The organism is Methanobrevibacter thaueri (genome assembly GCF_003111625.1).
GTDB lineage: Archaea > Methanobacteriota > Methanobacteria > Methanobacteriales > Methanobacteriaceae > Methanocatella > Methanocatella thaueri.
In genome coordinates this window covers 1-23,146 of record NZ_MZGS01000019.1, presented here as the reverse complement: position 1 = coordinate 23,146, position 23,146 = coordinate 1, and the positions used below count along the sequence as shown (strand labels likewise).

Here is a 23,146-nt window from a genome sequence, read left to right as displayed (position 1 = left end):
TCCCCATTATAAAATTACTTTTAAAAACAAATAGTATTTCACACTTATTTAATTATTAATCAAGAAAAGTTTATATATTTTTTTATATAAACTATAATTCAATAGATAATTTTTAAATCATGTTTGATAATATAAATTCAAACATACCTTATTAAAAATTATTTATTCAATTATGGAAGGATTTAGTAAAAAAACTGTATTTTTACTTCCTTGTTAAAAAAATTTTATAATAAATAGATATTGGGGGAAAATATGAAGTTAAAACATATATTTTTTTCAATAGTGTTTATCATGTTGCTTGTAGGAATCACATGTGTTTCTGCAGAAAACACTGATAATATCGGAGATTTATCAACTAATGATGCAGATGATATAATTTCTGTAGATGATTTGGAAGATAATGAAGATCTATCAACTAATGATGTGGATAATTCATTAGATGATGGTTCTAGTTTAGATGAAAAAGATGTGCTGCCTTCACGGGGTACAACAACTGTTAATTCTTGGTCTCAATTGGGTAGTGCAGTATATAACAATAACAATTATGACACTGTATATCTTGGAGCAAATATCACTCCAGGAAATCAGATAGTCATTAATCATGATGTAACCATTATTGGTTCTGCTGATACTTATATTGGGGGTAGTAGCTCAAGTAATCCAGTAAGTTATAGCAATATTCCAATTTACTCTAATGCAAATGGTTTATCTATAACTTTAAAAGATATTAGATTCCAAAATTGTGGAGGAAATATTCTCATGAAATTTAGTGGAAATGGGAATTATGTCCTTGACAATTGTACCTTTGAAAACGTAACTGCAACTGGTAGTCATCAAGCAGTAGTACATTTAAACTTAGGTCATTGTGATATTATAAATTGTACTTTTGAAAAATGTAGAACAAGTTATGGTACTGTAAGTAATTATAATGAATATAGTGTAACTAATGTTAATATGGTAGTTAGAGATACTATTTTTAAAAATAATTATGCTTCTGTTGAACCTGGTGCTATTAATAACTGTGGTCAATTAGAAGTTTATGATTCTACTTTTGAAGGCAATTCTGCAGAATGGTGGGCTGGTGCAATCCACACTCACACTAATGCAAACACTACAATTGTTCGTTCTAGTTTTAAAAATAATCACGCTGGATGGAATGGTGGTGCATTATACACATACAGTTATTTAACTATAATTGATTCCAACTTCACAGGCAATGATGCACAAACTAACACTGGCGGTGGAGCAATTGGCGCAAGCAGTTATGGCAGTATACCTATTGTTAGAATTGAAAATTCTAAATTTGAAGATAATACTGCAATCACTGGTAATGGTGGAGCTATTGTTATTAGTTCCGGCACTTTAACTGTTAGTAATTCAGAATTTATAAATAATGTTGCACCTAAACTTAATGGTGGAGCTATTTCTAGTAGCAGTTGTACTGCCACAATTACAAATTCTATCTTTAAATATAATAGCGCTATTCTTGGTAAAGGTGGTGCTATTTATGGTGCAGGTGCAGGTAGTTTAACAGTTGATAATTGTGAATTTGTTAATAACACTGCTAAAGATAGTAACTCAGGTCATGCACTTGCATATTCATATACTGGTAACAGTAATACTGCTGCATACTTAACTTATATTAATAATAGATTTTATGGTCCTAATAATGGTACAGGTTCTGTTTATGCGGCTAATAATAAATTAAATATAATCCATTATAACAATACAGTTTCTGATTATTCAAATTATACCGAACCCGAAGAAGAAAATGAGACTAATGGTACAAGTGGGGATATAGAGATTCCTGAAGACATTCACAGAGGTAATGTTAATTGGACAGTTAATTTAGGGGATGCTTTAAGTGGTACTCCTGTTATTGAAGGTAATTATATTTTAATTCCTGCTGGACATACTTTGTATTGTTATTATATTGATGGTACTTATGTGTGGAATGTTACTAGTGATTGGGGGTATTTCCATGAATTACTTGTTGATAATGATGTAATTTATGCCCCTTGTTCATGGGATAAATTATATATTCTTGATTTGGATACTGGTGTTTCATTGACCAATAATAATATTTACCAAGGATCTAGTCTTTATGCTCCAGTAATGGACGCTTATGGAAATATTTATATTGCTAGTGAATATGGTTATGGTGTGAATAATAATACTTGGATTACTGTTGTTACTTATGAAAATGGAGATTATGTTTATTCTCATAGTATTTTAGAAATTAATAATATACCTTATGGTTCCCCAGCATTATTATCACAACCTATTATAACTGATACTGGTTGTTTCCTTGTTAACACAGTTGAAGGATTGTTAATTGGTGATTTAAGCAATGGTCAACTTTTATTAATCCCTATTGTAGGGGCTGTAGGTAATTTTGCAATTGATTATAATAATCATTATTATTATATTTTGATGAACACTACTGAATCTTGTGGAGTTTTATTTACAGATGATGGAATAAACGGTCCTAATGGTTTTTATATGGATGAAATTGGTGAATTATTGATTATTGATGGTTATACTTATGATTATTTATATACTGTAACTGAAGATGGACATATTTACTTCATTGACCTAGACATAAATCATGATGATTACGGATATCCATTTTATCTTTATGAAGATGATGGTTTTCAGGTGAACCATGTTTCATCAGCTATGGCAGCTTATGATGGAATGTTGTATATTGGTGATGATGCAGGTATCTTATGGGTAGTTGATACAACTTGTGGAGAAAGTGCTACCATTAACAATTATTTGTCATGGGCATTTAATACAAATTCTTCTATTGTTGGAGGAATTGCCATAAATAACGATTTTGTTTATATTGGAACTGAAAATGGCATGTTTTATGCTTTAACATATTAATGGGGGAGATAATAATGCAATATAAGTATATATTTATTTGTATCTTTGCAATATTTTTAAGTTTAAATGTTATTTCCGCAGCTGATGTATCTGATTTTAATGAAACTAATGTAGTTAATGATGTTGATTCAGACGTTGTTTCTACAGTTGAAGGTTCTATAAAGGAATCTAGTTTAAATCATGGAAATACCGATGTTTTAAATGAAAATAATATGAATAATGTTCATATATCTCCTGATGGTGTAGGTGATGGGTCATCAGAAGAGAATCCAATTTCTTTAAATAATGCTATATCTAACCTCCAGGACAATAGTGCATTACATTTGGCTGATGGAAATTATACTTTTAATTCAGTATTAAGTATATCTGTTAAGAATAATATTACTATCTCCGCCAATAATCCGGGGAATGTAATAATTAGTGGTGGATCCAATTCTCTAGCTAGTTTATTTTCATTAGAAGCAGTAAATAATTTTAAGTTAAAGGGTATTATTTTTAAAGATATTACTTTCAAAACTAATCTAATTAAGAGTGCATCTAAAAGTGTTAATAGAGTGACTTGTGATTCACAAGATCTATTTTTTGAGGATTGTAGCTTTATTAATTGTACTACTCCTACTGCTAAGAATGCATTATTATTTTCTATTACATCATGTGGCAATTTTTCCATGAAAAATTGTTATTTTTTAAATAATAATCTAGCTAATACCGTAGCCATTTTACAACTAACTATACATCCAGTATTAAATAGAAGTTCAACACCTAATACTTATTTTAAAAAAAGTTATTGTAATATTCAGAATTGCACTTTTGAAAATAATACTTGTCAAAATTATATAGTTAATTTCCCAAAAGGCAATATTCCAGTTGTTGTAAATTCAGAAATATCTGTGTCTGAATGTAATTTTATTAATAATTCTTTTTCTACAGCAGATATTCATATTGTTAATACTCAATTTTCAGCAGGCAATGTCAAATTAGGTAAGGTAGTGTATTCTAATCCTGAAATTACTAGTATTGTTGGTTGTAATTTTAGTAGTAATGTTAATCTCCCTGCGATTCTTGTTGATTCATTAAGCTCTGAAGGTTTAATTTTTGAAGATAACTTTGTTAAATCAAAATATGGTATTAAATTTAGTGATTCTTCTTTAAAAGCTAAAGGTACATTTGTGAGTCAGGATTATACAACTAGTATGAATGGATTTTATTTAGGTAAACTTCATTCTATTGTTAGCATAACTATTTTAGATGCAGGGGTTGTTAATGTAACTGCTGGTGATAAAATTACTATTTCTACAATATTAGTGGATAATATGGATAATTCAATTAGTATTCCTAATTTAAGGTTGGTTATTAATGGTAGTGAAAATCCTGCTACTTTTAATAATGGTGTTTATGAAACTGAATATATTGTTCCCAATACTTCGGGATTACTTGATATTGATGTTAATTATACTACTGTAGAAAGTGTATCTGGGTATTCTTATATTGATAAACAACATTATGATAATTTTACATTTTCTCTTTTAGATAATAGGATGTGTGAAGTCACTGGTTCAGGTTTGTTCGTTAAGCCGGCATTAAATATGAGTATGGATAACGTTTCAAACAGTTCTTATGGAGAAGACATTTCTATAAGTGTAAACATTTCTAATTTGGAATCAGGTAGTCTTGTTTATGAATTCATTAAAGGTAATGAGGTTGTCAAGACACTCCCTATTTCATTTACCAATAATGTTTCCACCATTACTGTGAATGATTTGCCTGCTGGAGATTATAAAGTAACCGCTAAATATCTTGAAGATGATAATTTCGGAACTTCAACTGTTTCCAAGCAGTTCACTGTCAACAAAGCCAATTCAACAGTCCAGATTATCATTGATTCGACTATTCCTGTTGGTGATAATATTACAGTTCAGGCTGTTTTGCCTGCAAATGCTACTGGTAATGTCACTTACAGATTGAAAGGTGAAAACAAGACCGTTAATGTTACTGGCAGTGCAGTCTTTGCTGGTTTGAGTGAAGGAAACTATACTATCTATGCAGTGTATAATGGTGATGATAACTATAATCCTAGTGAAGAGTACAATGCCACATTCAGGGTTGTCAAAGTCGATCCTAAATTGGTAATTGAGTATTCTGTTCCTGTGATTAATGAAAACGTTACTGTTACTGTTATTATGGATCAGGATATTACTGGTGATGTTAATGTTACCGTCAACAAGCTTGACCCTGTGGTCAGACAGGTTGTCAATGGTACTTTGACATTCAATATCGCTAATGTTCCTTATGGTCCTCAAAACATTACAGTAAGCTTCAGGGGCAATGACAAATACAATGAAATGGAAAACAACACTTCATTCTTTGTAAACAAGTTGGATGTCAATTTGGCAATTGCTGCTGATACAGTTACTTACGGCGAACCTTTAGTTGTCAATGTCACTGCCAATGAGAAGTTCAGTGGTGATGTCATTGTTAAAATCGGCAACCTCACTGAAATCGCTCATGTGGTTGATGGTAAAGGCAATGCCACATTTAACAATTTGGCTGCAAACAGTTACATCGTTACAGCTAGTTGCGCAGAAGATGAAACTTTCAATGCAGACACTAAAAACATTACTGCTACAGTTAAAGGTGTTGAGGTTCCTGCTGATAAGGCATTAAACACTAATGTTCCGGCTAACAGCAAATCACCAACTTTCAGTATCAAGTTGGATAAGGATGCAACCGGTAATTTCACTGTTAGTGTTGATAATGGTAAGATTGTCAAGACTGTTTCCCTAAAAGATGGTAGTGCAAGTATTACTGTAGACAATCTGGCTGTCGGCAGTCATCAGGTTACTGTTTCATATTCCGGTGACGGCAAGTATGCACCAATCACACAGAACACTACCGTAACCATTAAGGAACCGGCCAAACCGAAAGTTACCAAGAAGGCTACCAAGATTGTTGCTAAAAAGAAAACATTCAAGGCCAAAAAGAAAGTCAAAAAGTACACCATTACTTTGAAATCCGGCAAGACACTCGTCAAGAAAGTTAAAGTTACCCTTAAGGTTAAAGGCAAAACCTATAAGGCTACCACCAACAATAAAGGTAAGGCCACCTTCAAGATCAAGAACCTGAAAAAGAAAGGCAAATACACTGCCACCATCAAGTTCGCAGGTAACAAAAACTACAAGCCAACCACTAAAAAAGTAAAATTGACAGTTAAAAAGTAAATGATTCCATCATTTACTTTAATTTTTTTCTTTTTTTAGGATATATCTCACTCCATTCCCAAACAATAATTCTGCACTCCTTTTCATCAGATTTGATTATTTCACCGAAGATTTTATAACATATGTTTGACAGAAATTAAATCATATTTTAACAAGTGGAGGTGATAATCATAAGATGTTGGGTTAAATTTGTCTTTATATCCTTAATGTTTATTGTTTCATTGACCTGTGTTTTTGCAAGTGAAAACGCAACGGTCCTCAATGAAACCGGTATCGAAGATTCTTTTAACCTTTCGAGTGATTGTGAACCGGATGAATTGTCCTCTGCAGGCCAGTTCAATGTCACAGGCGACAATGTCAGGCAGTTTTTCAGAGGGGGAACGTTAAATAACGGTTACTCAAATGCCGAGCTCTTTATAACTGAGGATATGGATGGCCTCGGCGTTCTGACTGTAAGTGCAACTAACGTTACCATCAACGGCATGAACCATACCCTGAAAGACACGGTGTTCAAAATCAAAGCCAACGATGTCACATTAAACAACATCACATTCATTGAAACACAGCCTTTCAGCGGCAATGACTATGCCGCCGTCCTGATATATAACGGCGATAATGTTAAATTGCACAATCTAAACATCAACGTCACGGCACCAAGGGACAGTGACGCCTTTGGAATATACTCCGAAGGAAGCCAAAGAGAGCCGATCACTAACCTCCAGATTGTAAACTGTACCATAACTCTCAAGGGCGACAACCGTGGTGCTGGTCGTGACTACGCCTTAAGGCTTGAGTATTCGCCGTATGCACGTGTATTGAACAGCACGATCAATGCCGAGGTATCGCTTAGAACGGTGATGTTCCATGACACCAGTGCAAGTCTGGATTCGGAGTTCTCGCTGGCAGTTGGTGTGGAATTCTCAGACAATCTGTTGTTCGACGGCAACGTTGTAAGGTGCACTGCAGGCGCAAGGCCTGAATGCGCATATCCGACACTGGATGCAATATTTATAGGCGATTCATGTGACTGCAACTTCACGAACAATGAGGTTTACCTGAGCGATTATCTCACATACAAGGACATTCCCAACTACCTCTACGGACTGGACATCTACCGTGACGACAACCTCTTGGTGGAAAACAACAAGTTCCGCGTGGAAACCACAGGGGGCGCATTGGCGGCAGGTACCGCATACCCTCTGCAATTAACCGGTCCGGCCGAGGGAATCGTCATACAGTACAACGACATCTACTCCAAAAACAACGGCCCGAACATCGGAATATACTCCCAGAACTTCAACGGCGCAAACTACATTACCATACTCAACAACTACATAAATGTCACAGGACTGGCGGGAAACCATTCCTGGGCACTGGTTGCAGGTATAGAGGCGCAGGACGACAACGACATAATCATGAACAACATCATTGAGGTCCACAACATCCAGAAGGTCAAATGGGAGGATAACATCTACGGAATATCATACTCGCAGAAAACCAACAGCTCACACTCCTATCGCGTCATAAACAATACGGTGATAAGCGACGGATACTACCTGTCATACATGCTTGATGCCGAAAACACCAATGTCAACAACAACACCCTGGTGAGGACGGACAAGTATGCAGACACCAACTATGACCCGTTCAAGAGGGGTGACGGCATCGGAGCAGACACCGACCAGGCCAAGAACAACAGCTTCTCGGGAAACCGCGTAATCACAATATTCGAGTATGACCTGGAGCATCAAAGCAACGTGCTGGACGGCGGCGAGGAATTCCACTACGAGACTCCGACCAACAAGGACAACCTGTCCAATGTAATAAACGGAAGCGGAATCTCACCCCAAAAACCGGGGTTCCCGGGAGGCAATCCATTATTGCCAGGCAATGACGGCGGAGGCGCATTCAACACCGGCGGCAACAATGGCGGAGGGTTCCACAGTCCTGACGGTGACGGCGGCTATAACGGCTGGCCGGACATGAGCGGGGATGACGGAAAAAGCCTCTCACATAAAAGCCAGGGCAGGTCTGGAGATACGGTAAATTCGTTCAACAATCAGGGAAGCTCAGACAACTCATACAACAATCTTGTGGCAACATCAAATTCGACTTCAAGCAAGACCCCAAGCGTTGAGGGCGTCACCGTAAGCGGTGCAAGTTCAAGCTCATCATCATCTGCAGGAGGGGCAGCCGGAAGCAGCGGTGTAGCGCAGGACGACTCAAAGGCGTATGAGATAACAAAGAATATCGTGGAGAATGGTCCGGATGACATGATAAAGTTCATCGCACTGGCCATTGTCTGTGAGATACTTTTGATTATAGGATATAGACGAAAGGAAACAGAAGATGTTACAGATTAACCATCATTTGATGGTTGATCTAAATTTTTTTTATTTTGACTCCCAAAGGGGGAGGATTTACAACTGCAAGAATAATCAATTGAACGATTGATTAAACACATACTTTTTTTATCAACCACTATTTTTATCAACAATACTATCATTATGGTTGACTCTATTTTTGAATATCATATTTTCATGTGAGTTAATGTAGATTGCGCAACTTTTTTTCAGAATCACGGTTGTGCTTTTGCACACAGTCGCAGTTGGCAAATGTTTATAATTGATGGGGTTGATATTGTTAATTATAAAAAGAAGAAAAAATTAATCTGTTGGTGAGTATTGTATGTATGATAGAATTGAAATAGCTCGTGAGTTTGTGGATGCCATAGCTTCAGATAACATAATCAAAACCCTGGTATTTGGTTCTGTTGCACGTGGTGACGATACTAGTGAGTCTGATATTGATATTCTTATTATCATTCACACTGACAATCGCCAAATGGAATCCCTGATAGACAAAAAGGTTGTTGATTTTATTCTTGAAAAAGAAGAGGTAATATCCCCTCATGTCATGACTGAAGAGCATTTTAACAAAACCAAAGATTACAGTTTCCTTCAAACTGTAATGGCAGAAGGTGTTGAAATATGAATATGGATGAAGTCAACGGATACATGGATCTTGCAGTAGAGGAACTAAGCATGGCTCAAATACTATTCGATGCCGGAAAGTATAGGGGTTCTGTAACCCATTCTTATTATGCAATGTTTGACGCTGCAAAAGCATTGTTGCTTATGCATGATTTTGTAAGCAAAAAACATGATACTATTTTAACACAGTTTAGCAAGGATTATGTCCTTGAAGATGATTTCAGTCAGGATATTTACCAACATTACTCAGATGCTAAGAAACTTAGAAGAAAATCAAGTTATGATTTCACAGTGAATTTTAATAAGCAAGAAGCATTAGATTGCTTAGTTCATGCAGAAGAGTTCATTGCTGAAGCCAGACGATTCTTATAATCTTATATTCACTTTATTTTTATTATAGACTGTTTAAACATTATTAAAAAATAAGAAAATTGGGAAAAAATACTATTTCCCAATCATTCCTTTTAAACTGTCTATATCGGCTCGTAGTCTGTCCAGTTCACTTTTAAGTTCGTTTTTCTCATTTTCAATCTTGACAAACTCCGGTGATTTGACATGCAACTTTTTGACTTCGGTGTTAATGGTAACAGCGGGAAGATGCTCGATGTATTCGTATTTTAAATCTTCAGGGTTGATCATGAAATATGCCTGGTCGGTTCTGCTTTTGGATTTGCCCTGCAAATCATTGACATCATCCAGACTCATGCCGTCATTGTACAAGGCTGAAGCGTGGAATTTACGAAGCATATGGCTTCTGAAACGGTTGTAATTTCCCACTTTGCCCAGTCCCAAATCATCATTTATCTTTTGAAAATTAATTGAAAAGTAACCAACAGCCATCTTAAAGAGCTTTGACTCGTTGGTAACCTTATCAGTACGTGACAGTATATGTGCATTGATGGCCTTGACCGCTTCGGGGCTGCAGTAGGTTGTGTAGTACTTGTTGGTCTTTTTTCGGCGGATATTGAATGTGGGAACAACAGTCTCATCATCCTCAATCAAATCGATTATCTCAAACATATCCATATTCTTATGGGGAATATACTCGGACAGCGCATCGATATAATCCTGTATTGTCAGGCTCAGGACTTCTGCTCTTGCACATCCGCTGGAGCAGATGAAAAGTATCGCTGCCTTCATCACAGGAGTTGCAATACTGACCGCCTCACGGATTATTTCCTTGTCGGGCAGATCACTGTAATAAATTGGCTGCGGTTTCTGTATGGATTTCTGGTTGATTTTCGGCAGGGAATAGATTTCAATGTCATAGAACTTATAGAACTTGGTGATGCACATCATAACGGACCTTGTAGTATTCAGAGCATAGTTGCTTAGATAATGCTGCCTGAATTCCAGAAGTCTGCTTTTGATTTTTCTGTGCTTCCATTTGATTCCCTGGTTTTCCTCATCTTCCGCTTCCTTTAGGAATTCATGAAGTTCCGTTCCAAAATAGTTTGAATACTGCTTAAGCGCATATGCATACGCCTTCTTTGTACCTTCAGAATGGTTGAAGGTCACAAATATATTTTTCAATAACTCATTGTCTTTCATATTTACACCTCTCAATTTCGGTTGTAAAAAAAATTTCAAAGAGCAGTAAAAAATGATTTTTGCAATAAGTATTCAATAATTTGAATCTGATATAATTAATAGCTACTTTTTTCTTTTAATTTAATGAGAACATTGACATTAACTTGATTCTCTTGGACTGGAAATCTGATTTTCAAAGGTTATATTAATAGTTTTTATGATTACTAATCGCCATATTCAGAAAAATAATGTTTTAACCGCCAATTCCAAGCAACATCAACATGAAAATAAACTCGTCCGTTAACAAATGACAAAGGAATGAAACCAGGACGTTTTTAGTTTTAATGTATCCGTAAAACTCAAATATTGATCCAAAGCCCTGTATAAAGAGTGCAAATATGAACATAATAGGGTTAAATGCGTGCATTGATGCAAACATTATCATTATTAAAGCAACGGAAATGATTACGGATAATTTACGGTTATTTGAGTATTTGTAAATCACTCTCAAGAGGAACATGAATGGAATGAATTTAATGAACTCTTCACCCAATACATTAAATACTGTTATAACCAGTGTCATGGCCCCTACAGATGTTGGGTCTACGGTTCCGCTGCTTACTATCCCAATTTGCTCCAAGACCATTCCAATAGCTAATGAATATATCATATATCCTGCAAAAAGAGCCACTACAAGAAGCAGATCCCTGCGGGAAGGCTTTCTGAATATCGCTTTATAATCCCATTTTAAAAAATACAATACCGGAACAATTAACACTATACAGCCCATTAATGCAAAATGAAGCTTATCAGATACAGCCAGGAAAAATCCCATAAACCATACAATAAATAAAACAACCCAACCCCATTTGGGGATGTGAGGATTCTTATTGTAAAACGGGAAATCAAAATCCCCATCTTCAAATTTAAACCTATCTAATGCTGTCATATTATTGAAATATTGTTTAATAAATATTTATAATTATTGAAATTTTTTTAACATTTCAAGAATTCAATAAATAAAAAAAGATTATTCATAAATTGAATAATCCTTCATTTTGAGCGTTTTCCGGGATTTCGCCAAACCAGTCAGTTTTCTTTCCAACGTAATACATTATAACGTATAGAATTATTAAAAAGACAATTGATGTTGCAACATCCCATAATTGCGGAGTGGAATTTGATGCCTGCAGCCCAAGCATGACGAACAAGCCAACAGCAAAATTATTCGCAACATGAAGAGCGGAACTTACTTCTATACCATTTGTCTTCCATGCAAAAAATCCAAAACCAATACCTGAAACAAATGTTTCAAAGATTCCTATGGAGTTATATCCATGGCCCAGTGCAAATATTATGGCTTGAAGAACCAGCACTAAAACAGGTATTCTAAACCATGAGCCCAATGTTTGCATAAAAAATCCACGGAATACATACTCCTCTGCAATGGATTGGAGAGGTACAGAAATCAGGATTACAAGAAGAAATGCTAATGAGAAACTATATGTGCCTTCAGGTCCTCTAATAGCGGTGTCTATTGCCATAAATATTATATACAATATTACCGGAATTACCAATGCCTTGAAAAAGAGCTTGAAATTCCATCCTCCGCGTGAAGAGGAATAGGAAGAAAACGGCCTGTCATTAACAATTTTTGATGCAATATATAATGACGGGATAAATATAATAATAAGCAAATCAGTAAACAATATCGCCATTGGAGATGTTAATGCTTCATATCCTCCACTGAAAACGGATTTAACAAATTCAGGCCCCACTGTTAGGTAAAAAACCGCTACTATAGCTACCATGAGTATGGACAAAATTATTAAACTCAATATAAAAACAAGTATCGGTTTGTACCATCTGTAGTTCTCAAATGTTCTTGGAAACGTGATATAATCAGATATTTTATCATTCATAGTCATGATTATAAGTTTCTGATTATTCATATATTAGCATTTACATTTATTCCGCCTTAATGAAGTAAATTTCTTACATGAATAGATTTCAGGTTAAAAAAAGTAATCATTGAAAACATTTAATTATAAAATATTTTAAAAAGAATAACCGTAGAGAGAAATCCAAAAAGATTGACCTTGAACAGGTGTATGAGAATGAAACTTGAAAATTGCCAATACAAGACATCTGACAACAGCATAATCAACTATTATGAAGCTGACAGCAGCAACCCCATACTTTTGATAATTCATGCCCAAAGTGCAAACTCAAGCAGCTATTCCGATGTAATCAAGGAACTGTCAAAAAGATTCCATCTGATTCTGATTGATTGCTATGGCCACGGAAAAAGCTCCCACAACAGGGAAAAATACAATATAGTAAGCCAGGGCGATGATTTGATTGAATTTATAAAATGCAAAACTGATGAAAAGATATCCATATTGGGCCATTCCTCAGGAGGCCTCATTGCCTGCTATATCGCTTCAAAATCAGATCTCTGCGATAATCTTATACTGGAAGACCCTCCGATCTTTTCATGTGCAGGGGAAAAAAGGTTCAAGTACTACAACTACAACGACCTTTCAACGGTCTGCCACAACTTCATCAATCAGGATGAAGAGAAAGATTTTGTGTACTATTACTTCATGAACCAGTACATGTGGAACTTCTTTCCCGAAAATTCAAGGGAAAAAATCAGAAGCAAATCCGGAAAATCCGCACTGAAATACAGAAAAAAACATCCCGACAAACCTCTGAAAATAAGATTCTGGCCAAAAAAATTCCTAGAGGCATTCAATGGAATGGAGGAGTATGACCCTTACTTTGGAGAGAATTTCTACAACGACGCATTCAACTGCAACATCGACTACAACAGACTTCTTTCACAAATAAGCTGCAAAACCCTATTCATGAAGGCAAATACCGAAATTGGAGATGACAGCATCATTATGGGTGCCCTGACCGATGAAGACCTTCAGCAGGTAACAGACCTAATCAATGATATAACTGTGGAATATTTTGACTGTGGACATGGAATCCACAATGAAAAGAAAAAGGAGTTTGTAAAAAGCGTGATTGAAACCTTAAAATGAATGAATAGATTAAATTAATTCTAAAAAAAGTAGTGTAGAGAGACCATAAGTATGACAACTATCACATGAGTTTTCATATAACTCTCCTCAAAATAATTTTAATTAATTAATGATTTAATTTTTAAGTTATATAATATTTTAGTACATTTAGAAAAAAGAGAAATGAAAATTGGATAATTAAGTAGTCCCGAGCGGGGTCGAACCGCTGTCTTTGGGTCCAGGGCCCAAAAGGATTGCCGCTACCCTACGGGACTATACAGTTATTTTTAGAACTCATCATATATAACTTGAATACTAAACCATCATGAAAAAGAAATTATTCGAATACAAATACATCGGCAAGGAATTCCTGATTTAATGCCTTTTTAATATTATACGCATCAAGCAACGTTGGTTCAATTGTGCCATCCTCTATTGCCTCCAATTCCTCAACAGGAACATCTGACATGACTGAAAGGTCATTCAATGTGATGTTGTTTTCTTTTCTCAACTGTTTGATATGGTTCCTCATAATATTACCTGAAAAAAAACTAATTGTAATATATTTATTACATGTTATATATTTTTTTCCAAACAATGCTATGAAAAAACTAATTAGACACAACTGTCACATTACCTGCATAAGTGCAACCCACATACTTTCCATTGCCTGCGAATGTGAAATCACCATAATAATTGTCTTTACCCGTATCAGGCAAATATTGGGCATCTTCAACCGTGAACTGTCCATTTTCATCAGTTGTCACATCGACTAAAGTACCCATTTCATATCCTGGCTTGTGGAAGGTTATTGTCTGATTTGCAACGCCATATCCGTATGCATCAACCAGCATTCCGGAAAATGATCCTCCTTCTGCGACTTCAGTCTCATTAATCATTATAAAAGTAGCCACATTATTGTTGAACTGGAACCAGAACACTCCAATACAGATAACGAAGGCAACCAATAATAGTATCAGGTAATAACTTTTCTTTTCCATTTAATCACCTTGGTAATATATTGGAAAAGTAATAAAATAAAGTTAACTAATTTAAGATAGCTTCACGGACCTTATCAACGGCAATCTGCTTTTTGGCAGGAAAAGCCGCAATCTTAACTTTAAGGTGTATTGCATCACCCTTGTCAAGAATGGTCCATTTTTCATCAAAGGCATCTGATTTGTCAAAACGTAAAAACCAGTTTCCCTTCTCATCCATCTTACGTTCCAAATCGTCATTGAGCTTATCCAAATCAACGCTTTCCAAAAGTGTGTTGAAAAAAGCCTTAGTGTATCGTTTTTTAGAAACGACACCAGATAAAATAAGTATCTTGTTCTCAAGTAATCCTTCAGCCTCTTCAGCCTCTATTTCGGCTTCAGGAAGAATGTTTAAAATAGCTTGAGAAATCTCATCGGCACTTTCATCTTCATAAACGAAAGCCCTGAATTTAATATTATGAATCATTTATATCAAAAAAAAATAAAAAAAAGGAAAAGAAGAATTATAAATCTCTTCTTCTAGCTTGTTCTGAGCCTTTTCCTTTAGATTTGATTCCACGTCCTTTGTTACCAGCACTAGTTAAGCCTCTGAGAGCTCTGTTAGTGTGTTTTTTGGAGCAAATCCAATTGATTTTTTTATCGTTAATGATAGAAGGACTGTTTGGATCAACTAAAATTACTTCATAATATTTATGTTTTCCAGTAGACCATACCCAGTAAGAGTTTAAAACTTCCATGTTAGGGTATTTTTTAGCTACACGTTCTTCAGCAATTCTTTGAATGGATTTTGCTTGGGTAATTTTGTTTACACCCATTCTTTTAGGTTTACGGCCATTGAAACGACGGGTTTTCCTTCTTCCACCACGTCTTACTCTGGTTCTTACTACTACGAAACCTTTTTTAGCTCTGTAACCTAAACTTCTAGCTCTGTCGAGCCTGGTAGGTCTGTCAATTCTTTGAACTGCTTTTTGATTTTTCCATTTTGGAGCTCTTTGCCACATGAGTTCACGTACGTAGGACTCATCTGGGTTTTTCCATGCGTCTCTAATATATTTATACATAAATTACACCTTTTTGTTCAGCCACGAAGGCCACATCCATATGGGAACTTATCCCAAAAAAAGTAATTTTACTGTTAGAAAAATAACAGTAATCAAATATTTGTTTTATGTATTTATAAATGTATCGCAAAATTAGTTTTTCATACAAAATTTACTGAAAAAAAAATAAAAAACACAATTTATATTAAACATCATAAGTCAAAGTCTGATTCAATTTTTTTAAGAAATTGTCCAATAGACTCATCCCATTTTTGCAAATCTTCATCAGAAACATTATCTGGTTTTTCCAAATTTACTGTAAATTCCCCCGGATACTTTGGAATCCCCCTACATTTAGACACATATCCAAATCTTCCTTTTAAATTATAAGACATTATTGAATCTCCCTTTTAATTAAAAATAAATCGATTTCGTTTATTTTTTTATCAATATGGTTTAACAAATAATCTCCAATATATACTTCTACCATAGAATTAATCATATTTGCATCATGACATAATAATCTAATTTTATTATTAATACTATTCATATCTTTCGCAAGACGATATTGAAAATTTTGTCTAATTTCTTTTTCAACCAGACCCCTAAATTCAACAATCCAAAAAACATTAATTGAAGTGATAATTTCATAATCTTCAAATTTATTGCCGAGAATATCAAAATTATCCGAAGAGGGAAAAGAATAATAATCTTTAGGATGATTATGCAAAGAAGCTATATTCCTCCCTTTAAGATGAATTTTATCGTATGCACCCCCAGTTTTATCCTCTTCACCTTTCCAACAATATATTACTTCACCATCTGTGTAATCAAAGTACAACATCCATTCAATATCCTCATTAACCGTTTTCTTATGAAATTCGTCAACCAGTTTACAAGCTTTCGGACAAAAATCATTAGGTAAATCATTGCGACTGATGAATTTGACAGATTCATCAACTTCCAATCGTTTATAGTCCAGCCAGCCCTTATCTGGAATGTGAATTTCATCAAATGACAATACCAATCCTCCACGATTGTCATTTAAAAATCTCTTGAATTCATTTAGCAAAAATGATTTTGATATAAATTTTAACACTAATGAAATTCCATATTCAATATATCTAAAATTCATGAATTAATATTATAATTTAAGGTATTTAAATGTCTTGTTTTAAACAAGAACAATTTTACAAGCTTAAATCAATATTACAATCCCATACAATTAATTAAAAAAATAGCAAAAAAAGGGAGTTAAACTCCCAAAATCATCTTTAACCCGATACCATCACAAGTTCGCCTGTGGTCGGATCCTCATAAACCTTTCCAACCTCGTTATAGCCACTGTCCTCAAGCCCTCCGGCATCAGTGTAGTTTTGTGTGAATGTATCCGCAGTTGAAACGTCCTGAGTTGACTGTGATTGTGTAATCATGTCCGGATTGGCTGATAATGCCATGATTGCGAAGATCAAAAAGCCTAATGCCAACACAAGCATCGCATCTGAAAGGTTGTTTAACCCACCCATAGGGTCATCATCGATAGATTCCGAAATCCTTCTTCTTTTCCTAAGCATGATTTCACCATTTGTTAATAGTTTCCAATTCCGCTTCAGCAACGGTCTCAACATCAATCAATTCTGACTCATACCACTGTTTCTTGTATTTGGATATTAAAAAAGCAACAGCACCAACGCTCAATCCGGTAACGGTTGTATCGAATGCTATTGTTAAAGATTGGGCCAAAACCGCAATGTCACCGGTTCCAAGAGCTGCAAGACCCGGACCCAATGGTATCAATGTACCTAACAATCCTAAAATAGGCCCGACACGAACAAGAATATCAGTCTTGTTTGTTTTTTTAATCAATCTGGTTTCCTCTGCTGAGATTAATTCACTTGCAAGTGCCTTTCTCGCTTCAGGCCCAATATCATGATTGTCTGCGATTCTTGTCAATATTTTCTTTTGATAGTCAAACAGGTCACTGTTGGAAATTTCTGCCTTCATCTGATTTACATTGGTTGAAAATGAAACGCGCCTTACCAAATCTTCCAAATCAACAGATGAAATAGCTTTTCTTGAAATAAACTCATTAACCAATCCTCCAAAGGCTAAAATGACTATGACGATTGAGATTACAATCAGAATAACAACCGGCGTCAATAAACTTTCAGAGATGATGTGGATTAACGAAGTTAACGTTTCAGTTCCTTGAATAATCATTTATTTCCCCCTAGTATCATTTATAAGGACACCAACGACCAAAACAACAATGATTCCTATAATAACATAAATTAACTGATAGGTTGGAGTTAAAATCAAAAAAGGACTGAACATTGAATAGTCAAGAGCTTTTGTGGAATCGTAAGTCAATGCAAAAATAAACATCAATATGGAAAACAAGCTCATGTATTCACCTATCACTACAGGATATTGTCTTTTTGCGTGATGTAATAATTTTGTGAGTTGATAAACAACAAATAATATTATAAAAACCAATAATGAATATAAGGCCATTGATAAAAAGTCCAGATTTGCTTGGGATGACAATAGTACTGTTGAAATTACAAATGCCAAAGAAATTGAATAAAACGGTATTTTAAAATCATCTCTCCTGATATAGTATACGATGGATACGAAGATTATTATTGTTATTGCCAAAAACAAATAGCTGAAATAATCCGATAAAAATGATAATTGACCATTTAAAAGACTTGAGGCATTCATTATTGCAAAGGTAATTGCAGAACATATTAATGACAATATTATGACTTTCAAATTACCTAAATTGTAGTTTCCAAGCATCAATGCAATATTTGCAACAAATAATGCCATAACTACTAGCAAATAGCCTCCAATCAAATCCATTTTCTAACCTGCATATTCGTTATCTAATAAAATATTTAGCAAACTGAATATATAAACATATCGTAATGAATTATTTAAAAATAAAATATCAATCTATAAACCGTTAAAACAATGAAATAAAAATTAAAAACAAGACAATTTAAAAATTAATAAAAAATTTTGAGTTAAAAGTAAAAATATTAGAAATTAAAAGAAAAATAAAATTCAATATAAATTATTCTTCAATTAATTCATAATAAGATCCTTCAGCACATGACCTGCAAACCGGTTTTCCACCAATGAGCTTATGCCTTCCATCAGATACCTTTTCACCGCACACTGAACAGAATGCAGTGGTGTAGGGTTTGCCAGGCATGTCTCCCGGACCCAATTCAATTCTGACCTTGTCGACCTTGAACAACTCTTCAGGAGGAGTTCTTCTAAATCTTGCAATCATCTCCTCCTTGGTTTCCTCATCCTTGAATTTCTTATTGGCGTCGGCATCAGTGATTCTTAAAGCCTCACCGGTGTCCTGGTTAAGGAATGTTGCAGCAAACTTGCCGTAATACATCTGTTTCAAGGTTCTTTTACCCATTGAACAGCCGGTAACGGATTGCACGGCATCAGACATGCACCTGTCGATTTCCAAAAATACGATTAGGTTCTTATGCCTCTGATTTAATTCCATTCCCAAAAGCTCCAGTCCATACATTGCTAGTTTTGTTCCAATGGCGATTCCACCGCAGACATGACCGTGAAACTCAGCGGCCTTTGCCAACTGTTCGTCGTAATCCTTTTCATTCATGTTATCACCTTTTATAAATCTAATGTTAAGTTTGTTTTCATTGGTACACAAACTTTTCTTTTGTCATCTAATTCCATCAATTTAACATCAATCGAATATGCCCTTTTCAAGTTTTCTTCAGTCACCACATCATCCGGAGTTCCAAAATCAATGAATTTCTTATTCTTCATGATTGCAACTTTTGTTGAGCTTAAAAATGCATGATCCGGAAAGTGTGAAGACATTATAATTGACAAGCCCGATTTTGCAAGATTGTCTATTATTTCCAGGAGTTTGATCTGATTTCCAAAATCCAGGTGTGAGGTCGGTTCGTCCAGTATCAGAATATCCGGCTTTTGACATAACACCCTTGCCAAAAACACCAGCTGCCTTTCCCCACCACTCAAATTGGTGTATTCCTTATCTTTAAGGCCTTCAATTCCAAGGGTTTTCAGGGCATCAAGCGCTATTTTCCTATCTTCCTCCTTTGGAGAGTCGGTTAAATTCAAATAGGGTGCCCTTCCCATCAAAACAACATCAAAGACCTTGAAAGGAAATGAGGGAACATGTGATTGTGGGATATACCCAACATGTTTTGAAATTTGCCTAAACGATAAACCCTTGATGTCCTCACCATTGATTAGGATTTCTCCAGAGTTAATCTCGTTCAATCCGTTCAGACATTTTATTAATGTGGTTTTGCCTGTTCCATTTGGCCCTAGAATGCACAATACGTCTCCGCTTTCTATTGAAAAGCTAATGTCTGAGAAAATTTCTTCTCCATCATAGTCAAATGAGATATTTTTAACTTCAAATAGTTTATTTTCTATGACCATTCAGAATAACCTCGTTTAAGCAAGTATAGGAAAATTGGAACGCCAATGATTGCTGTCAATATTCCTATTGGAATTTCAATGGCTATCACTGCACGTGAAATATTGTCAATCAGTAGCAGGAAACTTGCCCCCAGACTCAGTGATGCCGGAAGCAGTGTTCTATTATCTGGACCCACGATCATACGGGACATGTGAGGTATGATTAAACCTATCCAGCCCACTATTCCACTTATTGAAACTGCAGCTGATGTCAGCAATGTGCATCCCGCAATTATCAGTAGCCTGACTCTTGAGGGGTTCAATCCGAGTGATTGTGCTTCTTCATCTCCCATCGCAAGCAGATTCATGTGCCATCTTAAAGCCAGAAGTATTATGAGTCCGATAATGACTGGTATTGCAATCATCAATAGCTTATCGACTGTTATTGAGGCCAGTGATCCCATCAGCCAATAAACGATTTCAGGGAGTTTGTCATCAGGATCCGCTATAAATTTAATTGCTGAGATTAATGCATTGAAAAATGCGGAAATCGCAACCCCTGACAATACCAAGACAAGTATTCCTCCGGCCTTATAGGATTTTGATATCAAATAGGTTGCAGACACTGAAATCAAACCGAATATGAATGCGAAAATTTGGGTTATGATATTGGCTCCGCTGAGCAGGATTCCAAGTGCAGCTCCGAAACCCGCACCGTTTGACACACCCAAAAGGTCAGATGAGACAAGAGGGTTTTTGAATATTGACTGGAATGCTGCGCCTGAAATAGCAAGGCACGCTCCAACCACTAATGCTCCTATGATTCTTGGAAGCCTTATTTCAAATACTATTGTCGTTATTGTAGGGGACACTTCAAGCTGCGGAAATATTGGGGACAATAATGTATTTAGCACATCAATCGGACTGATCGGATATCTTCCAATTAGAAATGAAGCAAAGAATATAATTACTGGAAAAAAGATTAGAAGTATTATGCTTACAATCTCTTTTGTTTCCTTATCCATTTAAATCACTATAAATTTGATTCCTTCAATCCTGAATCAATCAATATCTGTTTAGCCTCATCATCACTTAAATCAAAATGATAAAAGTTGGAGTAGAATTCCTTAGTTGCATCCACCATGTTTATGTCCTTGTAATCGTCAGGATATATTACCTTTGCAGTCCATGGAACACCGATAATCATGTTTGCCCCAACAGGCCTGTCAAACCATTTGAATGGGGATTGTGGAGATAGGTAAACCTCCTTATTTTTAACTGCATCCAGCTTTGCCCAGTTCGGATTGTCATAAACGCTTGCATAGAATTCCGGGTCATTGGTAATAATCACATCAGGATTCCAGCTGATTACCTGTTCAATGGACACCTGAATTCCGCCGGTTGTGTTGCCCTGGTTAAGGGAATCCGCAACGTTCACTCCACCGACCAAATCAATTAATTGACCATGTGTTGAGTGAGACGGATTTGTCTGAAGCCCATCATCACCTTGAGCATAGTAGACTGTTTTTTTGTCACTGTCAGACAATTTGGACGCCTTATCATGGACAATATTCAAGTACCTGTCATTGAAATCGTTGAGTTCTTTTGCCTTGTCCTGAGCACCAACGACCTCACCCATAAAGGTTATGGATTCCCCTATTGTTTCGACATTTGTGGTATCCTTAACCGCAACTACAGGTATTGTTCCGAATTTTTCCTGACGTTCCTTAACGGTTGATGCGTCACCGTCTCCGCCTTCGTCAATTGATTCTATGACAATGTCCGGTTCTGAGGCTATGAATTCCTCATAACTTCCATCTTGTGTTCCATACCATCCTCCAACAACAGGATAGTTTTGATATTGGCCTGGAACATACTTTAACTCGTCATCTGTCCATTGGAAATTGACCGCTTTCAGTTTGTCGGGTGCAATCATGTATAAAACGGTAGTCATCGGAGGGCTTGTTGCCACAACATTGCTGACAGATGCAGGAATTTCGACATCCCTATCAATCATATCGGTTACGTTCTTAGAACCTACCGTTTCTACAGTTGAAGGTGTTAAAAACATGTGAGTGGCCACTCCCGCCACAACTAAAATCACCAATAACAAGATTATTACTTTAATTTTCTTTTCCATTATCTAAACCCCAAATATAATGTTCGATAAGAATATATATTCACTAAGTTATTTAATAACTTTTCTAAAAAAATTCAATATAATTAAAAAATCATGTTAATAAAATAAAATATTAATTCAAAGATTTATTATTACTTTAAACTGCATAAATACTCTTTATAAATATAATATAGATAAAATAATGAATTTTATCGTTAGAAATATTTTTATAATGGCTATCTTCAAATAACTATATTAATTTCTTTGACCCATAGTAAGTATTATGAAAATGCCTGGCGAACTTGACTCAAAATTACTGGCTCCCTGTGGAATCAATTGCATCAGCTGCGAGAAATTTCAAAATCCATGTGGAGGTTGCCTGATTAGTGACGACGGCAAGAGCAAGGCTAGTCTAAAATGTAAAATTAAAACCTGTTTTGACAAGAAGAATTTCATCTACTGTGGACGCTGCAGCGAGTTTCCATGCCCACAAATGAAAAAGCACTCAAAGAAATATATCAAAAGACATGGCCTCGACACATTAAGCTCCGCCAAAAGAATCAAGACAACAGGCATCGGCAGGATGATGGCACAGGACCGTGAAAGGTGGTCATGTCCAGAATGTGGAGGCGTTGTGAAATTCCAAAATAAAACCTGCAGCGAGTGCGGATTTAAAGTGGGAGTGTCCGATATTAGTTAATTATATTAATACTAATCACTAAAATGGATATTACTTAAAATTTCCAATGGATATGGAGTGAATTTTAAAAATTCACCAAATTTATTTTTTATATAATTAAAAAACAACTTATCGCAACAAATATCAAATTTAACAATTAAACTATTGAATATTTAATATTTAACTGTGAAAATCAACTATTTTT

At 35.4% G+C, this 23,146-nt stretch carries 23 protein-coding genes and 1 tRNA gene; 7 read left to right on the top strand and 17 right to left on the bottom strand.

The window, feature by feature from the left end; translation table 11 throughout:
* The first annotated feature begins 252 nt into the window (after nt 1-252).
* The 5 genes from MBBTH_RS04075 to MBBTH_RS04055 all read left to right on the top strand — a co-directional run bounded on the left by MBBTH_RS04075 (nt 253) and on the right by MBBTH_RS04055 (nt 9,472).
* On the top strand, nt 253-2,889 hold the full coding sequence (locus MBBTH_RS04075; protein WP_116591850.1) for a PQQ-binding-like beta-propeller repeat protein: 2,637 nt from the start codon (nt 253-255) through the stop codon (nt 2,887-2,889).
* 14 nt (nt 2,890-2,903) lie between these two features.
* Nucleotides 2,904-6,107 (top strand): Ig-like domain-containing protein, encoded by a 3,204-nt coding sequence (locus tag MBBTH_RS04070; RefSeq protein WP_165814025.1) that lies wholly within the window; start codon nt 2,904-2,906, stop codon nt 6,105-6,107.
* 206 nt (nt 6,108-6,313) lie between these two features.
* Nucleotides 6,314-8,470, top strand: a complete 2,157-nt coding sequence (locus MBBTH_RS04065; RefSeq protein ID WP_116591782.1) for a right-handed parallel beta-helix repeat-containing protein — start codon at nt 6,314-6,316, stop codon at nt 8,468-8,470.
* A 325-nt stretch (nt 8,471-8,795) separates the two neighbouring features.
* Nucleotides 8,796-9,101, top strand: a complete 306-nt coding sequence (locus MBBTH_RS04060) for a nucleotidyltransferase domain-containing protein (protein WP_116591781.1) — start codon at nt 8,796-8,798, stop codon at nt 9,099-9,101.
* Entirely contained in the window at nt 9,098-9,472 is a 375-nt protein-coding gene (locus MBBTH_RS04055) for a HEPN domain-containing protein (protein ID WP_116591780.1), read from the top strand. The genes MBBTH_RS04060 and MBBTH_RS04055 overlap by 4 nt, the downstream gene beginning before the upstream one ends.
* A gap of 72 nt (nt 9,473-9,544) precedes the next feature.
* Here MBBTH_RS04055 and MBBTH_RS04050 read toward each other — a convergent pair whose 3' ends face one another.
* The 3 genes from MBBTH_RS04050 to MBBTH_RS04040 form a co-directional block, all read right to left on the bottom strand.
* Complete coding sequence (locus MBBTH_RS04050; protein ID WP_449405528.1) at nt 9,545-10,399, bottom strand: tyrosine-type recombinase/integrase; 855 nt, start codon at nt 10,397-10,399, stop codon at nt 9,545-9,547.
* A 484-nt stretch (nt 10,400-10,883) separates the two neighbouring features.
* Nucleotides 10,884-11,579, bottom strand: a complete 696-nt coding sequence (locus tag MBBTH_RS04045; RefSeq protein WP_116591778.1) for a CPBP family glutamic-type intramembrane protease — start codon at nt 11,577-11,579, stop codon at nt 10,884-10,886.
* 85 nt (nt 11,580-11,664) lie between these two features.
* Nucleotides 11,665-12,441 (bottom strand): CPBP family intramembrane glutamic endopeptidase, encoded by a 777-nt coding sequence (locus MBBTH_RS04040; protein ID WP_165814024.1) that lies wholly within the window; start codon nt 12,439-12,441, stop codon nt 11,665-11,667.
* Between the two features lie 306 nt (nt 12,442-12,747).
* Here MBBTH_RS04040 and MBBTH_RS04035 point away from each other — a divergent pair, with 306 nt between their 5' ends.
* Nucleotides 12,748-13,683: an alpha/beta hydrolase gene (locus tag MBBTH_RS04035; RefSeq protein ID WP_116591776.1), complete on the top strand. Its 936-nt coding sequence runs from the start codon at nt 12,748-12,750 to the stop codon at nt 13,681-13,683.
* A gap of 182 nt (nt 13,684-13,865) precedes the next feature.
* Here the strand turns inward: MBBTH_RS04035 and MBBTH_RS04030 are convergent.
* The 14 genes from MBBTH_RS04030 to MBBTH_RS03965 all read right to left on the bottom strand — a co-directional run bounded on the left by MBBTH_RS04030 (nt 13,866) and on the right by MBBTH_RS03965 (nt 22,283).
* A tRNA-Gln gene (locus MBBTH_RS04030) sits at nt 13,866-13,937 on the bottom strand.
* 62 nt (nt 13,938-13,999) lie between these two features.
* Nucleotides 14,000-14,194: a helix-turn-helix transcriptional regulator gene (locus MBBTH_RS04025; protein ID WP_116591775.1), complete on the bottom strand. Its 195-nt coding sequence runs from the start codon at nt 14,192-14,194 to the stop codon at nt 14,000-14,002.
* Nucleotides 14,195-14,273: 79 nt separating this feature from the next.
* A complete protein-coding gene (locus tag MBBTH_RS04020; protein ID WP_116591774.1) occupies nt 14,274-14,663 on the bottom strand; it encodes an Ig-like domain-containing protein in 390 nt (129 codons plus the stop codon).
* A gap of 46 nt (nt 14,664-14,709) precedes the next feature.
* Nucleotides 14,710-15,126: an RNA-binding protein gene (locus tag MBBTH_RS04015; protein ID WP_116591773.1), complete on the bottom strand. Its 417-nt coding sequence runs from the start codon at nt 15,124-15,126 to the stop codon at nt 14,710-14,712.
* Nucleotides 15,127-15,163: 37 nt separating this feature from the next.
* Complete coding sequence (locus MBBTH_RS04010; RefSeq protein WP_116591772.1) at nt 15,164-15,721, bottom strand: 50S ribosomal protein L15e; 558 nt, start codon at nt 15,719-15,721, stop codon at nt 15,164-15,166.
* A 191-nt stretch (nt 15,722-15,912) separates the two neighbouring features.
* Complete coding sequence (locus MBBTH_RS04005) at nt 15,913-16,095, bottom strand: hypothetical protein (protein ID WP_116591771.1); 183 nt, start codon at nt 16,093-16,095, stop codon at nt 15,913-15,915.
* Nucleotides 16,095-16,721 carry a hypothetical protein gene (locus MBBTH_RS04000; RefSeq protein WP_116591770.1) on the bottom strand — a complete coding sequence of 209 codons (627 nt, stop codon included), beginning with the start codon at nt 16,719-16,721 and terminating at the stop codon, nt 16,095-16,097. The genes MBBTH_RS04005 and MBBTH_RS04000 overlap by 1 nt, the downstream gene beginning before the upstream one ends.
* Nucleotides 16,722-16,974: 253 nt before the next feature.
* The gene (locus MBBTH_RS03995; RefSeq protein WP_116591769.1) at nt 16,975-17,274 is read right to left on the bottom strand and encodes a DUF2149 domain-containing protein; all 300 of its coding nucleotides are present in this window, start codon (nt 17,272-17,274) and stop codon (nt 16,975-16,977) included.
* A 4-nt stretch (nt 17,275-17,278) separates the two neighbouring features.
* Entirely contained in the window at nt 17,279-17,920 is a 642-nt protein-coding gene (locus MBBTH_RS03990) for a MotA/TolQ/ExbB proton channel family protein (RefSeq protein WP_116591768.1), read from the bottom strand.
* Nucleotides 17,921-18,565 (bottom strand): peptide ABC transporter permease, encoded by a 645-nt coding sequence (locus MBBTH_RS03985; protein WP_116591767.1) that lies wholly within the window; start codon nt 18,563-18,565, stop codon nt 17,921-17,923.
* A gap of 214 nt (nt 18,566-18,779) precedes the next feature.
* A complete protein-coding gene (locus tag MBBTH_RS03980) occupies nt 18,780-19,349 on the bottom strand; it encodes an FmdE family protein (protein ID WP_116591766.1) in 570 nt (189 codons plus the stop codon).
* An 11-nt stretch (nt 19,350-19,360) separates the two neighbouring features.
* On the bottom strand, nt 19,361-20,164 hold the full coding sequence (locus MBBTH_RS03975) for an ABC transporter ATP-binding protein (protein WP_116591765.1): 804 nt from the start codon (nt 20,162-20,164) through the stop codon (nt 19,361-19,363).
* Entirely contained in the window at nt 20,155-21,168 is a 1,014-nt protein-coding gene (locus MBBTH_RS03970) for a FecCD family ABC transporter permease (protein ID WP_116591764.1), read from the bottom strand. Before MBBTH_RS03970 ends, MBBTH_RS03975 begins: the two co-directional genes overlap by 10 nt.
* A gap of 8 nt (nt 21,169-21,176) precedes the next feature.
* Nucleotides 21,177-22,283 carry an ABC transporter substrate-binding protein gene (locus MBBTH_RS03965; RefSeq protein ID WP_116591763.1) on the bottom strand — a complete coding sequence of 369 codons (1,107 nt, stop codon included), beginning with the start codon at nt 22,281-22,283 and terminating at the stop codon, nt 21,177-21,179.
* 262 nt (nt 22,284-22,545) lie between these two features.
* Here MBBTH_RS03965 and MBBTH_RS03960 point away from each other — a divergent pair, with 262 nt between their 5' ends.
* Nucleotides 22,546-22,962 carry a DUF3795 domain-containing protein gene (locus MBBTH_RS03960; RefSeq protein ID WP_116591762.1) on the top strand — a complete coding sequence of 139 codons (417 nt, stop codon included), beginning with the start codon at nt 22,546-22,548 and terminating at the stop codon, nt 22,960-22,962.
* The last annotated feature ends 184 nt before the right edge of the window (nt 22,963-23,146 follow it).

Coding starts and splice junctions, on each gene's coding strand:
- MBBTH_RS04065 (WP_116591782.1), top strand. CDS start 6,314: ATGTTTATTGTTTCATTGACCTGTGTTTTTGCAAGTGAAAACGCAACG.
- MBBTH_RS03970 (WP_116591764.1), bottom strand. CDS start 21,168: ATGGATAAGGAAACAAAAGAGATTGTAAGCATAATACTTCTAATCTTT.
- MBBTH_RS03975 (WP_116591765.1), bottom strand. CDS start 20,164: ATGGTCATAGAAAATAAACTATTTGAAGTTAAAAATATCTCATTTGAC.
- MBBTH_RS04015 (WP_116591773.1), bottom strand. CDS start 15,126: ATGATTCATAATATTAAATTCAGGGCTTTCGTTTATGAAGATGAAAGT.
- MBBTH_RS04075 (WP_116591850.1), top strand. CDS start 253: ATGAAGTTAAAACATATATTTTTTTCAATAGTGTTTATCATGTTGCTT.
- MBBTH_RS04050 (WP_449405528.1), bottom strand. CDS start 10,399: ATGATGTGCATCACCAAGTTCTATAAGTTCTATGACATTGAAATCTAT.
- MBBTH_RS04035 (WP_116591776.1), top strand. CDS start 12,748: ATGAAACTTGAAAATTGCCAATACAAGACATCTGACAACAGCATAATC.
- MBBTH_RS04055 (WP_116591780.1), top strand. CDS start 9,098: ATGAATATGGATGAAGTCAACGGATACATGGATCTTGCAGTAGAGGAA.
- MBBTH_RS03995 (WP_116591769.1), bottom strand. CDS start 17,274: ATGCTTAGGAAAAGAAGAAGGATTTCGGAATCTATCGATGATGACCCT.
- MBBTH_RS03960 (WP_116591762.1), top strand. CDS start 22,546: ATGAAAATGCCTGGCGAACTTGACTCAAAATTACTGGCTCCCTGTGGA.
- MBBTH_RS04025 (WP_116591775.1), bottom strand. CDS start 14,194: ATGAGGAACCATATCAAACAGTTGAGAAAAGAAAACAACATCACATTG.
- MBBTH_RS03990 (WP_116591768.1), bottom strand. CDS start 17,920: ATGATTATTCAAGGAACTGAAACGTTAACTTCGTTAATCCACATCATC.
- MBBTH_RS04005 (WP_116591771.1), bottom strand. CDS start 16,095: ATGTCTTATAATTTAAAAGGAAGATTTGGATATGTGTCTAAATGTAGG.
- MBBTH_RS03980 (WP_116591766.1), bottom strand. CDS start 19,349: ATGAATGAAAAGGATTACGACGAACAGTTGGCAAAGGCCGCTGAGTTT.
- MBBTH_RS04020 (WP_116591774.1), bottom strand. CDS start 14,663: ATGGAAAAGAAAAGTTATTACCTGATACTATTATTGGTTGCCTTCGTT.
- MBBTH_RS03965 (WP_116591763.1), bottom strand. CDS start 22,283: ATGGAAAAGAAAATTAAAGTAATAATCTTGTTATTGGTGATTTTAGTT.
- MBBTH_RS03985 (WP_116591767.1), bottom strand. CDS start 18,565: ATGGATTTGATTGGAGGCTATTTGCTAGTAGTTATGGCATTATTTGTT.
- MBBTH_RS04060 (WP_116591781.1), top strand. CDS start 8,796: ATGTATGATAGAATTGAAATAGCTCGTGAGTTTGTGGATGCCATAGCT.
- MBBTH_RS04010 (WP_116591772.1), bottom strand. CDS start 15,721: ATGTATAAATATATTAGAGACGCATGGAAAAACCCAGATGAGTCCTAC.
- MBBTH_RS04040 (WP_165814024.1), bottom strand. CDS start 12,441: ATGGTAGCTATAGTAGCGGTTTTTTACCTAACAGTGGGGCCTGAATTT.
- MBBTH_RS04070 (WP_165814025.1), top strand. CDS start 2,904: ATGCAATATAAGTATATATTTATTTGTATCTTTGCAATATTTTTAAGT.
- MBBTH_RS04045 (WP_116591778.1), bottom strand. CDS start 11,579: ATGACAGCATTAGATAGGTTTAAATTTGAAGATGGGGATTTTGATTTC.